Annotated in this window: 11 protein-coding genes; 8 read left to right on the top strand and 3 right to left on the bottom strand. The window is 65.6% G+C overall.

Translation table 11 applies throughout. The features are described 5' to 3' along the window. The first annotated feature begins 4 nt into the window (after positions 1 to 4). From GTP77_RS15050 to GTP77_RS15035, 4 genes are read left to right on the top strand one after another with little or no spacing between them, the layout of a single operon-like run. A complete protein-coding gene (locus GTP77_RS15050; protein ID WP_229202203.1) occupies positions 5 to 2839 on the top strand; it encodes a glycosyl hydrolase in 2835 nt (944 codons plus the stop codon). Between the two features lie 8 nt (positions 2840 to 2847). Further along, the gene (locus tag GTP77_RS15045; protein WP_161072967.1) at positions 2848 to 4284 is read left to right on the top strand and encodes a glycoside hydrolase family 28 protein; all 1437 of its coding nucleotides are present in this window, start codon (positions 2848 to 2850) and stop codon (positions 4282 to 4284) included. After that, entirely contained in the window at positions 4284 to 5471 is a 1188-nt protein-coding gene (locus GTP77_RS15040) for a glycoside hydrolase family 88/105 protein (protein WP_161072966.1), read from the top strand. Before GTP77_RS15045 ends, GTP77_RS15040 begins: the two co-directional genes overlap by 1 nt. Further along, on the top strand, positions 5468 to 5782 hold the full coding sequence (locus GTP77_RS15035) for an L-rhamnose mutarotase (RefSeq protein WP_161072965.1): 315 nt from the start codon (positions 5468 to 5470) through the stop codon (positions 5780 to 5782). The genes GTP77_RS15040 and GTP77_RS15035 overlap by 4 nt, the downstream gene beginning before the upstream one ends. 154 nt (positions 5783 to 5936) lie before the next feature. Here the strand turns inward: GTP77_RS15035 and GTP77_RS15030 are convergent, their stop codons facing one another. Then, positions 5937 to 6815 carry an alpha/beta hydrolase gene (locus GTP77_RS15030; protein ID WP_229202202.1) on the bottom strand — a complete coding sequence of 293 codons (879 nt, stop codon included), beginning with the start codon at positions 6813 to 6815 and terminating at the stop codon, positions 5937 to 5939. Between the two features lie 59 nt (positions 6816 to 6874). Between GTP77_RS15030 and GTP77_RS15025 the strand changes: the two genes are divergently transcribed. Next, positions 6875 to 7507: a 3-keto-disaccharide hydrolase gene (locus GTP77_RS15025; protein ID WP_161072963.1), complete on the top strand. Its 633-nt coding sequence runs from the start codon at positions 6875 to 6877 to the stop codon at positions 7505 to 7507. Positions 7508 to 7512: 5 nt separating this feature from the next. Here GTP77_RS15025 and GTP77_RS15020 read toward each other — a convergent pair whose 3' ends face one another. After that, complete coding sequence (locus GTP77_RS15020) at positions 7513 to 8862, bottom strand: beta-propeller domain-containing protein (RefSeq protein WP_229202201.1); 1350 nt, start codon at positions 8860 to 8862, stop codon at positions 7513 to 7515. A gap of 124 nt (positions 8863 to 8986) precedes the next feature. On the opposite strand from GTP77_RS15020, the gene GTP77_RS15015 reads away from it, so the two are divergent. The 3 genes from GTP77_RS15015 to GTP77_RS15005 are packed head-to-tail and all read left to right on the top strand — an operon-like array spanning position 8987 to position 11917. Beyond that, entirely contained in the window at positions 8987 to 10720 is a 1734-nt protein-coding gene (locus tag GTP77_RS15015) for a rhamnogalacturonan acetylesterase (RefSeq protein WP_161072962.1), read from the top strand. Continuing rightward, on the top strand, positions 10717 to 11442 hold the full coding sequence (locus GTP77_RS15010) for a DUF6250 domain-containing protein (RefSeq protein WP_161072961.1): 726 nt from the start codon (positions 10717 to 10719) through the stop codon (positions 11440 to 11442). The genes GTP77_RS15015 and GTP77_RS15010 overlap by 4 nt, the downstream gene beginning before the upstream one ends. Positions 11443 to 11446: 4 nt before the next feature. Further along, on the top strand, positions 11447 to 11917 hold the full coding sequence (locus tag GTP77_RS15005; RefSeq protein ID WP_161072960.1) for a nuclear transport factor 2 family protein: 471 nt from the start codon (positions 11447 to 11449) through the stop codon (positions 11915 to 11917). 49 nt (positions 11918 to 11966) lie between these two features. Here the strand turns inward: GTP77_RS15005 and GTP77_RS15000 are convergent, their stop codons facing one another. After that, positions 11967 to 14255: a TonB-dependent receptor domain-containing protein gene (locus GTP77_RS15000; protein WP_229202200.1), complete on the bottom strand. Its 2289-nt coding sequence runs from the start codon at positions 14253 to 14255 to the stop codon at positions 11967 to 11969. Position 14256 lies beyond the last annotated feature (1 nt).

The following is a 14256-nucleotide window of genomic DNA, read 5'->3' as shown; positions in this document are numbered from 1 at the left end:
ATCGATGAGCAAGCGCACCATGCGCAGGACGGCGGCTACGCGTAACATTTCCTCAACATGGCTCGCCGCTACGGTGGCGGCGCTGGCCGCCAGCGGGGCGCTGGCCTCCGGCGGGGGCGCTGCTGGTGCGGCCGGCGCCGCTGCGGCCTACGTGCCGCCGGCGCCGGTGCGCTCCGACCGGCTCGCCGACGTGGCGGCCAGGCTGGCCGTCCCGCCGGACGACGCCAAAGCCCTGGTGCGCTGGTGGTGGTTTGGCCCGAACGTGGTCAAAACCCAGCTGGAACGCGAAATGCAGGCCATGAAGCAGGGCGGTTTCGGCGGTTTTGAAATCCAGCCCGTCTACCCCATGGAACTGGATGACCCCGCGCGCGGCATCCGCAACGTTCCCTATCTTTCCCCCGAATTCCTTGACGCCGTCAGCTTCGTCAACGTCAAAGCCCATGAGCAGAAGCTGCGCGTTGACATGACGCTGGCCAGCGGCTGGCCCTACGGCGGCCCCAACGTCCCCGTAACGGAAGCCGCCAGCCGCATGCGCGTGGCGGCAGTCGCCATTCCGGCAGGCGCCGCATCCTACGCGCTGCCGTCGGTCATGAGCGGCGAAAGCCTGGTGGCCGCCTTTGTGGGAGAGGGCAGCGACAAGCAGTACGACGCCACCAAGCTGCGCCTGCTGGACGCCAAGTCTTCCGCCACCGGCCGTGCCGCCGTGGAACCCGCAGCGCAAGCCCGCGTGGCGGTGCACTACATCGCCAGCCGCACCGGCCAGCAGGTCAAGCGCGCCGCACTGGGCGCGGAAGGTTTTGTGCTCGACCACTTGAGCCGCACCGCCATCGACCATCACCTGAACACGGTGGCCGAGCCGCTGCTGAAAGCCTTTGGCGACAAGCCGCCATACGCCGTGTTCTCGGACAGCCTGGAGGTCTACGGCACCGACTGGACCGGCGATTTCCTTGCCGAGTTCCAGCGCCGGCGCGGCTACGACCTGAAGCCGCACCTGCCCGCCGTCTACAGCGGCCAGGGGCCGGACGCTGCCGCCGTGCGCCACGACTGGGCGCTCACGCAGACGGAACTGGTCAACGAACGCTATCTCACGCCGGTAAACGACTGGGCCACCGCCCACCGCACCCAGTTCCGCTCGCAGACTTACGGCGAGCCTGCGGTCTCCATGTCCAGCAACCGTCTGGTGGCGCTGCCGGAAGGCGAGGGGCCGCAGTTCCGCAGCTTCTCCTTCACCCGCCTTGCCACCTCGGCATGCCATTTGTACAACCGTCCCGTGGTCTCCGCCGAGACCTGGACCTGGCTCAATTCGCCCGCCTTCAGCGCCACGCCGCTGGACATGAAGGTGGAAGCGGACCGCATGCTGCTGCAGGGCGTGAACCAGTTCGTCGGCCACGGCTGGCCGTACACGCCGCCGGGCGCGCAGGAGCCGGGCTACTCCTTCTACGCCGCCGCCGTGTTCAACGACCACCAGCCCTGGTGGAACGTCATGCCGGATGTGAACGCCTATCTGCAGCGCACCAGCTATCTGCTGCGCCAGGGGCAGCCGGCCAATGAAGTGGCGGTGCTGCTGCCGAACGACGACGTCTATGCCGCGCTCACGCCGGGCAAGGTATCGCTGTCGGCCGAAATGCACAAACACGTTACGCCGCTGCTGACCGAGCAGATACTCGACGCTGGCCACAACCTGGACTACGTGGACGCCGAATCCATCCTGGCGCTGGGCGTGAAGCATCCTGTGCTGGTGCTGCCGCATGTAACGCGGCTGGCGCCGGAAGTACTGGCCAAGCTGCAGGCCTACGTGCGCGGCGGCGGCAAGATCATCGCCGTCGGAGGCAAGCCTTCGCTGGCGCCGGGCTATGCCGACGCCGCGCACATCGGCGGCCAGGTGGCGGCGGCCTCGAAAGCCTTGTTCGCCTCCGGCGCGCAAGTGCAGGTAGTGGCGGACGACGCAGCCGTCGGCGCGGCGCTGAAGAAGGCGCTGCCGGGCGACCTGCGCCTGGCGTCCGGCCAGTCCGACGTGGGCTTCATCCGCCGCAAGCTGGCCGATGGCGACATCTACTTCATCGCCAACACCAGCAACCGGGAAGTGCGCACCACCGCAACCCTGCGCGCCACGCGCCGCTCGGCGGCCTGGTGGAACCCGCAGGACGGCAAGACCACACCGGCCAGCGTGAAGCCCGGCTTTGCGCTGATCCTGGCGCCTTACGAGTCCCGCGTGCTCGTGCTGTCCGATGCGGCCCAGGCCACGGCGCCCGGCGCCGGCAGCAGCGTGGCCGCCGCCGGTGCGGGCACAGCCTCGGTACTGGCTGACCTGAGCCGCGACTGGCAGCTTGCCTTTGCCGGCGCCCAGCCGCAAGCCATCGCCGAACTGCGCTCGTGGACCGATACGGCCGCAACCCGCTACTACTCCGGCGAGGGCGTCTACACCAAGGACGTCACGCTGGCAACGGCGCCCGCAGCGAACGCCCGCGTCACGCTGGACTTCGGTCCCGGCACGGCGCTGGAAAGCACGCCCAAAGTCCCGGCAGGCATGCGCGCCATGCTGGAAAGCCCTGTGCGTGAAGCGGCCGTGGTCTACATCAACGGCGCGCGCGCAGGCTCCGTGTGGAAGCCGCCTTACCAGCTCGATGTAACGCAGTGGCTGAAAGCAGGCAGCAACCGCATCGAAGTGCGTGTCGCCAACCTGGCCCTGAACGGCCTGGCGGGCCAGGAGCGTCCGGACTACCGGCTGCTGTCCGCACGCTACGGCCAGCGCTTCGTCCCGCAGGACACCCACCTGATCGAGCCCAAGCCGTCCGGCATGCTCGGCCCTGTGCGCCTGCTGTCCGATCAAATCAAATGAGGAGCACCATGCAAGTGAAGTGGATACAGGCCGCGCTGGCCGCCGTGCTGGCCCTGGCCATGTCGGTCGCCGGCGCCAAGGACTACAGCGTGGACAAGTACGGCGCCAAAGGCGACGGAACGACCATGAACACCAAGGCCATCCAGGCCGCCATCGATGCCGCGGCCAAGGACGGCGGGCGCGTAGTGTTCCCGGCCGGGACTTATCTGAGCGGCTCCATCTTCGTCAAGAGCGGCGTTACGCTCAACGTAGGGAAGGGCGCCACCATACTCGGTTCGCAGAACATCAAGGACTATCCCGTCATGCCCACCCGTATCGCGGGCATCGAGATGAGCTGGCCGGCCGCGCTGGTGAACGTCTACGAGCAGAAGAACGCCGTCATTGAAGGCGAAGGCACCATCGACGGCGACGGCAAAATCTTCTGGGACAGCTACTGGACCCTGCGCAAGGAATACGAACCGCGCGGCCTGCGCTGGGCTTCGGACTACGATGCGCAGCGCCCGCGCCTGGTACAGGTGTTCAATTCGTCCCACGTCAAAGTTGGCGGCGGCCTGCTGCTGCGCCGCTCCGGCTTTTGGACGCTGCACATCTGCTACTCCACCGACATCACCGTGGACGGCGTTGTCATCCGCAACAATGAAGGCGGCCGTGGCCCCTCCACGGACGGCATCGATATCGACTCCTCCAAGCGCATCCTGGTGCAGAACGCCGACATCGCCGTCAACGACGACGCCCTGTGCCTGAAAGCCGGACGCGATTCCGACGGCCAGCGCGTGGCCCGCACCACGGAAGATGTCGTGATACGCGACTCCATCGTGCGCGACGGCGCCGCAGGCGTGACCTTCGGCAGCGAGACGGCGGGCGGCTTCCGCAACATCGAAGCCTACAACATCACCGTGGTGGGCAATGTACCGGTCGGCATCCTGTTCAAGTCCGCGCACACCCGTGGCGGCTTCGGAGAAAACCTGCGCCTGCACGACTTCAAGATGACGGACATCCCGGTCGTCATGCGCATCACCATGAACTGGAACCCGAGCTACAGCTACGCCACCATTCCGCCGGAGATCAAGGACTATCCGCCGTACTGGAAAGTGCTGGCCACGCCGGTGCCCAAGGAAAAAGGCCGCGCCTACTTCCACGACGTGAGCATCTGGAACATCAAGGCCACCGGCGCCACCACGGCGTTTGAAGTGAGCGGCTACAAGGAAGTGCCACTGGAGCGTTTCAGCCTGAAGAACGTGGACATTCAAGCCAAGCAGGGCGGCTTTATCCACGACGTGAAAGACTGGCTGTTCAGCGACGTGAAGCTGGCACTGGGCGCACCGGTCGAGGTGGAAGACGGCGCCGCCGTGCGCGGCCTGCCTGCGGGCAGCAGCGTTGTGGGCGTGGCCAAGCCCAAGGAAGACCCATCGAAGAAAAGCTTTGAAGAACAGGACAAGACCTAATGTTTAAGAAGACCGCACTTTTCATCTCGCTGAGCCTGGCCTTTGGCCTGGCCTCGGCGCAGCAGAACTACCCGCTGCCCACGCCGGCACAGCAAGCCATCGTGGACAAGGACACCAACCGCAAATTCGGCGATGCGCCCGTTGACGGCGGCCCGCTGGCGACCGACCTGTCTCCGGCCCTGCAGACTGCGGCCATCGACAAGGCCTTGCGCAAAGTGGCGGACTGGCAGCTGGACCGCACCATGCGCCACCTGGACAAGATCTGGACCTCGGCCGTGCTGTTCACCGGCTTCATGGCCGCCAGCGAAGCGACCGGCGACGCCAAATACCGCGACGCCATGCTGACCATGGCCAGGGGCTTCAACTGGGAACTGCGCACGCCATACCCCAACGCGGACGACATCAGCGTGGCGCAGACCTATCTGGAGCTGTACGCGCTGGACCCCACGCCTGAAAAACTGGCCGCCACCCGCACCCAGCTGGACATCCTGATCAACCTGAAAACGCTCAAGCCGGGCGATGACCGCTTGCCGTGGTGGTGGTGCGACGCGCTGTTCATGGCGCCGCCGGTGTGGCTGAAGATGTACAAGGCCACCGGCGACCGCAAGTACCTGGACTATGTGCACACGCAATGGCAGAACACCTACGACCTGCTGTACGACAAGCAGGAGCACCTGTACGCGCGCGACGCGAGCTACGTGGGCAAGACTGAACCGAACGGCAAGAAGATCTTCTGGTCGCGCGGCGAAGGCTGGGTGCTGGGCGGCCTGGCGCGCAGCATAGACCTGATTCCTGCGGACGATCCGAAGCGGCCGTTCTACATCCAGCAGCTGCGCGAGATGTCGGCGGCCGTGGCGAAAATCCAGGGACCGGACGGCCTGTGGCACGCCGGCCTGCTGGACCCGGCCACGTATCCGCTGCCTGAAACCTCTGGCTCCGCGCTGTTCGTCTACGGCATGGCCTACGGCGTGAACCGGGGCTACCTGGACGAGAAGACCTACCGCCCGGTGATCGAGCGCGCCTGGGCGGGCTTGCTGAAAAACGTGTACGCGGACGGCCGCCTGGGCGGCATCCAGCAGACCGGTGCGGAACCGGCGTTCTACCGGCCTGCATCCAGCTATAACTACGGTGTGGGCGGTTTCCTGCTGGCCGCTTCGGAACTCAAGAAAATGGTGGCTAAAAAATGACCTCGCGCGCCTTCCGCATGAAACTCAAACCCGGCACGGTGGAGGAATACCGCCGCCGCCACGACGAGCTGTGGCCGGACCTGGCGCGCGCGCTGCGTGACGCCGGCATCTACGACTACTCGATTTTCCTGGACGAGGAAACGCTGCACTTGTTCGCCGTGCTGAAGCTCTGGCCGGACAACAAGATCGCCGAGCTGCCGCAGAAGGAGGTGATGAAGCGCTGGTGGGATTACATGGCGGACCTGATGGAAGTGGAGCCGGGCAACCGGCCGCGCGAGTGGCCGCTGGAGCAGATGTTCCATTTTGCGTGATGGAGCCGGCGGGTTACGCTGTCGCTAACCCGCCCTACGCAATCCGCCATTCTCGGTAATGTATGCGCCGCGTAACCCACACGCAATCCGCCATTCCCGGTAACGCATGCGCCGCGTAGGGCGGGTTAGCTCCGCGTAACCCGCCAGGAGCCGCCTATCGCTTCGACAGGAGCCCCCGCGTGCGCAGCCATTCCTCCGCGCGCCGTGGCCAGTCGGACGACGTCCCCAGGCCGTCCTTCATGCCCATCCCATGCCCGCCATGCTCGAACAGATACATCTCCGCCGGCACCTTGGCCTTGGTCAGCGCCTGGTAGAACAGGATGCTGTTCTCAACCGGCACGGCCTGGTCCTCCTGCGTGTGGATCAGCAGCGTGGGCGGCGTGGCGGCGGTGACCTGCTTCTCCAGCGACATCTGCGCCACCAGCTCGGCCGACGGCGACTTCCCCAGCAGCGCCACGCGCGAACCCATATGCGCGGCCGCCGGGTCCATGGTAATGACGGGATACATCAGCATCAAAAAGTCCGGCCGCCCGCTGGTGCCGTCCAGCGCCGCCCCGGTGCGGCCCGCAGGCAAGTCGAACAGCGTGCCCGCGCTGGCCGCCAGGTGCCCGCCCGCCGAGCTGCCCATCACGCCGATGCGCGCCGGGTCAATGCCGAATTCCTTGGCGCGCGAGCGCACCATGCGCACCGCGCGCAGCACGTCCTGCAGCGGCGCCGGATGGCCGAATTCCTGCATCCGGTATTTCAGGACAAAGGTCGTCACGCCCAGCCCGGACAGCCAGTTGGCGTACTGCGTGCCCTCCCGGTCTGCGGAAAGCCGCACATAACCGCCGCCAGGGCATATGATGACGGCTGTGCCGTTCGGCCGGTCGACCGCAGGCCCCACCAGGGTGAGCGTCGGTTCGCTGACATTGGAGATGCGTCCCTCCTTGAGCTGTTCCCCGCCGATATTGGCGCGCGCTCCCGGCACGCCTTCCGGCCATAGCGGAATAACAGGATTGGCGCAGGCCAGCGCCGAGATGCAACTGATCATTGTGGCAAGTATGAGTTTTTTCATGGTATTGGAGAGCGTATCAGATGAAGGATTTTAGAGTGAGCAAATTGTGGACCGGCTGCGTTGCAGGCTTGCTGCTGGCCGGCCAGGCCGGCGCCGTGGACCTTTTCAATGGCAAGGACTTCACGGGCTGGGAGCTGCAAACCACGCCCGCCGCGCCGCTGGAAAGCGTGTTCACCATGCTGCCGGGCGGCGTGGTCGCGTCCACCGGCAAGCCGGCCGGCTTCCTGGCCACCACCGCCAGCTACCGCAACTACAAGCTGCACGTGGAGTGGCGCTGGAGCGGCAAGCCGGGCAACGGCGGCGTGCTGCTGCACATCAGCCCCGGCCCCATGGACCGCGTGTGGCCGCTAAGCCTGCAAGTCCAGACCAAGAACGGCAGCGTGGGCGACCTGCTGCCGATGGCGGACTACTCTTTCGCAGAACCGCCAACCAGCGCGGCCGGCGCGGTCCCAATTATCAAAGCCCACATGGTCGCGGACAGCGAACTGCCTGCTGGCGAGTGGAACAGCGCCGACATCGTCAGCCGCGACGGCACGGTGGAAGTGACCATCAACGGCGTGGTGCAGAACAAGGTGACCAAGGCCACGCCGTCGTCCGGCCGCATCGGCTTCCAGCTCGAAAGCGCGCCTTACGAGCTGCGCCGCGTAACGCTGACGCAGCTCGACTAGGGCGGTTACTTCCGCTTCAGCCATTCCTCCGGCACCGGCACGATGCAGATATTCATCGTGCGGCCGTCCTCGGACAGCATGGCGGACTGGATCTCGATCTTGGTGCCGTCCGCATTGAAAGTTGGGTGCGGATGGTCGGCGGCCGTGTCCTTGTGGCCGGTCGTCAGCGTGATCATTTCGCGCGTCTTGCGGTCGATCAGGTAGACGCTGCGGCTGAAATCGTCGCCCACGGCCCAGCGTCCGTCGGAGGAACCGTGCACGTGCCACAAGCCGCTGCCGGACGGTGTTTGTCCGGCGATGGTCATTTCGCGCGTGCGCAGGTTCACGATAGCCAGGCCGCTCGGCTTCTCGCGCGTGCCGCTTGGCCCCCATGCCGCGTCCTGGCCCGGATTGGCGCCGCCCACGTCGGTTGCCGGGGCGCCCACGCCGCCTGCGCCTTCGGGGATCTTGCGGTGGCCCATGATGGCCATCGCCACCTCATCCTTCGAGATCACCGCCTCGTGCGTCACCCATTCATAGGGCGCTTCCGGGTACAGCGGGCGCAGGCCCGAGCCGTCCGCCTTCACGGTCCAGGTGCGCTGCGGCGACTTGCCGCCGGTCTCCCAGCAGAACACGATCTCGCCCGGATTGAACAGATTGGCCTGGATATGGCCGATCTGGAACGGGACCGACACCACGTGCTTGATCTCGCCCGTCTTCACGTTCATGCGCGCGATGCCGTTGGGACCGGCGCCCATGCCGCGCGGACCGAAAGGCTGCTCAGGCTTCACGCCCGGCGCCAGGTGCTTGCTTGCCTCGTCTTTGCCGACGCGGAAGTAGGCCCATTCCTCATCCGCGTCCAGCGCCATGTCGCCGCCGGCTTCCATGCCCAGCGGGGTGATGCCGGCAACGCGCTGGTATTCGCTTGCGGCCTTCATCGTGCCCGCCGCGCTGTCCGCAAACAGGCGGGCCAGGTCCACTTCCACGATCTGCAGCCGGCCCTTGTTGCTGTCCGGGCGCATGAAGTACAGCTTCATCGCCTTGCGCGCCAGGTTCAGCATGCCGGTGTAGCCGCCTTCGCTCACCTGGACGATGTCGCCGGTCTGTTCGTTCACCGCCAATGCCTCGCCGCCCGCGAGGCGAGACCGGAACACCACCCATTTGCCGTCCGACGTCCATTGCGGATGGGTGGGATAGATTTTGGAATCCCCATGCGGTTTGCTGGTCAGGAAGGTGAGCATGGTGCCGGTGACGGGGTCTTTCACGACCTTGCGCTCGGACGGGAAGCGCTTGCCGATCTGCGCGTGCGCCGTACCGCTGAAGGCGCAAGCCATCATGATGGCGGCCACGGTCGGCATGAGGAATCTGGTTTTCATATCTGGATGATTTCAGGTTGCGGGGTTCCGATTGTGTGCGCATTTTCACAGCTGAATTGCTCATCTTCCTGATTCTTTGCAAGCCACGCGAGGAGAGCGAAATTCATGGCATAAAATCGTCCCTATGAAACCATTCCTGAAGGCGCTGGGGCGCGCCGCTTCCATCCTGGCCTGCTGCGTCGCAGCATCGGCCTCCGCCCAGAATACTCCGGCCGCACCGGCTCAGTTACCGGCCGCCGTCAACACCGATCCCGCGCAGGCACGCCCGCAGTTGCCCGAACCGGCCAACGCGGCCTTGCCGTCGCTGATACTGATCGGCGACTCTACGGTGCGCAATGGCCGCGACGATGGCCAGGGCAAGGGCGCCGAAGGGCAGTGGGGCTGGGGCAATCCCATCGCTGCCTACTTCGATGCGAACAAGATCAACGTCGTCAACCGCGCCATCGGCGGCTTGAGCAGCCGTACCTACATCAGCGGCGGCCACTGGGAGCGCACCCTGCCATTCGTGAAGGCGGGCGACGTGGTGGTGATGCAGTTCGGGCATAACGACTCCAGCGCCGTCAACGACAACAGCCGCGCACGCGGCACCATCAAAGGCGTGGGCGAGGAAAGCCAGGAAATCGACAATATGCTCACCGGGAAGCACGAAACGGTGCACAGCTACGGCTGGTATCTGCGCCAGTACATCGCTGCCATCCGTGCAAAAGGCGCAACCCCCATCGTCTGCTCGCCCATTCCGCGCAAGATGTGGGATGCGGACGGCAAGGTCGGACGCGGCAAGGGCGACTACGCCGGCTGGGCGGCCGAAGTGGCGCGCCAGGAGCGCGTGGGCTTTATCGATCTAAACGAACTCGCGGCCCGCAAGTACGACGAATTGGGCCGCGACGCGGTGATGAAGCTGTTCCCGCTGGTGACGCCGGATGAACGCGTGCACACCAACCTGGCCGGCGCGGAGCTGAACGCGCGCCTGGTGGTGTCCGGCCTGAAAGCGCTGCGCCTGCCGGTGCTGCAGTCCGCGCTGGCCGCAAAGGCCGCCGATATCGCGCCTGCGGAGGACGACCGCCCTGTGGTGGACGGTGCCAAAATACGCGGCGACGTGCCGCGCGACGCAGCGCTTCCCAACGTCTTTATCGTCGGCGACTCCACTGTGCGCAGCGGCGGAACCAATGGCGCCTTCGGCTGGGGCGAGCGCATCGCGCCGTACTTTGACACCAGCAAGGTCAATGTGGTGAACCACGCCATCGGCGGCCGCAGCAGCCGCACCTTCCTCACCGAAGGCCGCTGGGACAAAGTGCTGGGCCAGATGAAGGCGGGCGACGTGGTGCTGATCCAGTTCGGCCACAACGACGGCGGCCGCATAGGCGATCCGGCCATGAAGGGCAGGGCGTCCGGCAAGGGCACCGGCCCGGAAACCGTGGAAGACACGAAGCCGGACGGCACCAAGGAGCAGGTGCACACCTTCGGCTGGTATATGGCCAAATACGTGGCCGACGCAAAAGCGAAGGGCGCTTCGGTTGTGCTGCTGTCGCCCGTGCCTCACAAGGACGCCTGGGAGCAGGGCCGCGACTTCGCCACCTTCGCGCAGTGGGATGCCGAAGTGGCGGCGGCAGGCGGCGCGCAATTTGTGGACCTCACGATGGTGGTCAGCGACGGCTACCGCCAGATCGGCGCGGCCGAAGTGGCCAGCCATTTCTCGGACGCACGCACCCACACCAACGACGCCGGCGCGCAGTTCAACGCCCGCAGCGTGATCGCCGCGCTGAACGGCCTGCCGCGCAATCCGGCCGCGCCTTACCTGTCCCCGCAGGGCAAGGCTGTGGAGGGCCAGTCCGGTTCTTCAGCCAAGGGCAAGCAATGATGCGCGCCGCCGCGCGGGCCACGGCGCCCGCACTGGCGCTGGCCGCACTGTCCATCCTGTGCACCATCCAGGCAGCGCATGCCCAGGAATGCAGCAGCTGGGGCAGGCCCGGCGCGCTGCTCCATTCGGACGGCTTCGACAAGGATCTGTCGCAGTGGGTTGCCGAGTACCGCGCCGCGCCGGGCTCCAGCATCACCGCAGCCGGCGGCAAGCTGACCATGGACCTGGCGGGCGACGCCACAGTCTGGTTCAAACCCAGGCTCTCGGGCGACATCCAGATCAGCTACCGCCGCAAAATGCTGATGGCAGGCGGCGCCAACGACCGTCTGTCGGACCTGAACCAGTTCTGGATGGCCAGCGATCCGCGCAACGTCAACCTGTTCACGCGCGACGGCACGTTTGCGCAATACGACGCGCTGAGCCTTTACTACATGGGCATGGGCGGCAACACCAACACCACCACGCGCTTCCGCAAATACGACGGCAAAGGGCAGCGCGTGCTGCTGGGCGACCTGGCGGACAGCGAGCACCTGCTGCTGCCCAACCGCGAATACCAGATCGACATTGCGGTGTACCAGGGCTGCACGCGCATCCTGGTGGACGGCGAGCCGTACTTCACCTACCTGGATCCCGAGCCGCTGCGCAGCGGGCATTTCGGTTTCCGCACCACGCACTCCAGGCAGGAAATCAGCGATTTCAAGGTCTACCAGCTGATAAAATAGCGCCATGAAATCGACCCTGACGCTACTGCTATCCGCCGCCTTGCCGTTTGCCGCGCAAGGCGCCTCCTGCTTGCCCGCTGCGGACCTGATCGCTCGGGACTCGCAATACGAGGAGGCCACGCGCGTCAACGACGCGGCCTTCCTGGAAAACTATCTGGCGGATGATTTCGTCTGGGTCCACAACCTGGTCTCGTCCATCGACGACAAGGCGGCTGTGGTGGCGCGCGCGAAGAAGGCCGCCACCGTGCCCAAATCCCGGACCACCAGCGGCGTGCAGGCGCAAGCGCTGGGCGACACCGTGGTGCTGCGCGGCCAGAGCACGGTGGAGGCGTGGAATGCGGACGGCAAAACCTGGCGCAGCAACCGCTACCAGTTCATGCGCACCTATGTGAACACGCCCGCAGGCTGCAAGCTGCTCGCGGTGCAGACCATGAAAGTATGGTCCAGCGAAGCCGAGAAGGCCGCCGCAAAATAAAATGGCGCTCCCGTAGGGCGGGTTAGCGTAGCGTAACCCGCCAGCCCTGTCAGCGCCCACCGCCTCCAGAGCCCCGCTGGCCCTGTCCCTGGCCGCCACCCTGCCGCATGATAGAACCCGGTCCCGGCGTGAATCCGCCCAAACGATAGGACAAGCCCACATACACTATTCGTCCGTCGGAGCGGCGTATGCTGTTTTCCTTCAACGACGCCGTATCGGTGATGGTCTCGATGCGGTTGGCGTCAAACGCGTCCGTCACGTTCAGCACCAGTGACAGTTTTGGCGTGAACGCATGGCGCATGCTGAAATTGACCGTGGTATTCGGCTGGCGCATGCCCTGGCCTATCAACTGGCGGCCCATTGTTTGCACGGCCGCCTGCAGATCATCGTCCGGCGTGGCCTTATAGTTCAGCCGCAAGCGCCCGCTCAGCGAAGACGCGGTGCGCGTCGACGTGAAGCCGTATATATCCACCAGGTCCTGTTCCGTGTGTCCCAGATTGCCGCTCGCGTTGACGGACAGGGTGGGCGTGATCTTCCCGTGCACCGTAAATTCCAGCCCGCTCGCATTGCTGCGGCCTCCATTCGCGGGTGTGGTCAGCAGCACCGTGTCGCTGATGAAGTAGCGGCGTATCAGGATGGAGTCGCTGTCCCTGCGGTGGTAGGCGCGCAGATTCGTTTCCATGCCGGCGATACGGGTCTCGTAGCCGACCTCGAAGGAATCCGTCTTGGTCGGGCTCAGGTGCGGATTGCCGGCCGAGACGTTGTACTCGTCCCGGTAGATCACAAAGGGATTGAGCTCGTTCGCATTCGGCCTGCGCAGCCGGTGCGCGTAGCTGAAGCGCAGATTGGTATCGTCGGACCATTTATAGGTCGCGTAGGCGCTGGGAATGTAGCTGGTATAGCTGTTGGCCGCGCTGACGTGGCTGGTCAGCTGCTCAACGTCCAGGTCCGTATGCTCTATGCGCAGCCCGCCCAGCACACCCCATTTGTCGTTCAGGCGGGTCTGGTAGGAGCCGTACACCGCCAGGTTCTTTTCATCCAGGTGGAAGCGGTTCGAGCGCTGCACGTTGACGTAGGGCTGATGCGAAACCGGATCCACGCTGGTGTACAGCGTGTCGAAGTCGCTGCGGTTGTCCGCCACCTTGTAGCCCAGTTTGATCATGGCGCGGTCCACCGGCAGCTCGTAGTCGCCCGTGAAGTCGACGATGCGGTTGCCGGTCACGTTGTCCTGATAGCTCTTCTGGTCCAGCGCGCCGACCGGCGTGATGGCGTAGACGTTCTGGTAGGCGTTGTTGAAGGTGTTGTCCGCCGACGTGACGCGCAGGTCGACCTTCATGCTTTCGCCGTCTATGCTGCCTTTGTGCTCCCAGCGCGCGCCCCAGCCGTAGTTGCGGGCTTCGCCGCCGCGATGCGTGCTGCGCGTGTAGTCGCTGTCCACGGCGCCCGCCGCGGCGTAGCGCTGGTAGCGGTCCTGCGAACTTTGGTCATTGTCCCGGATCTGGAAGGACATGCTGGCGGCCAGGGTGTCCTTGGCGCCGATGTTGTATGTGATGCCGCCGTTTCCGCCCTTGTTGTTGCTCAGGCCGGACATGCTGCCGAACTGGGTGCTGTGCACCATGCCGCCGGACAGGCTATCAATGCGGTCGCGCACCGTCTCGTTGGTGGAAGCGCGGCCGTCGTGGCGCACATTGAGGCCGCCCTGGAAGCCGAAAACGCCGGAGTTATAGGTGCCAGAGACGGCGGAGTTGTAGCGGCCCGCCGTGCCGCCGTTGGCGTTGATGACGCCAAAGCCGCCCGGCCGGCGCGTGCGCCGCATCACCAGGTTGATGATAGGACCGCCGCCCGCCTCGTTGCCGAACTGCGCGCCGGGGTTGTTGATGACCTCCACCGATTCGATATCCTCGGCCGGGATGGCGTTCAGCGACGCGCCCCGGTTATCGCCCTGCATCATGGCCGAAGGCTTGCCGTCGATGAGGATCTGCACATTCGAGCTGCCGCGCAGCGTGACCGAGCCGTCCGGGTCCACTGCAACCGACGGCACGCTGTTCAGCGCATCCGCCGCCGAGCCGTTGCTGCTGCCCACGTCGGACTTGACGTCATACACCTGCCGGTCTATCCGGTTGGTGGGGCGCTCGGCCGCCACCACCACGCTGGGAACGTCCGCTTCTTCAGGCGGGGCGGCGGGGGCCGGGGTGGCAGGCGGCTCCGGCGGCTTCACCGGCGGAACATCCTTCTTGATGGTCACCACCGGCTTCTCCGCCGTCTGCGCCAGCGCCGGCCCGAACGCCATCGCCAGGCACGCGGCGATGACCGTCGGGCGGGATGCAAAGTTCTTCATA

Source organism: Pseudoduganella aquatica (genome assembly GCF_009857595.1).
In the GTDB taxonomy this organism is placed as follows: domain Bacteria; phylum Pseudomonadota; class Gammaproteobacteria; order Burkholderiales; family Burkholderiaceae_D; genus Rugamonas; species Rugamonas aquatica_A.
The sequence above is the reverse complement of the archived record's forward strand: the minus strand, read 5'-3'. Positions and strand labels throughout refer to the sequence as shown.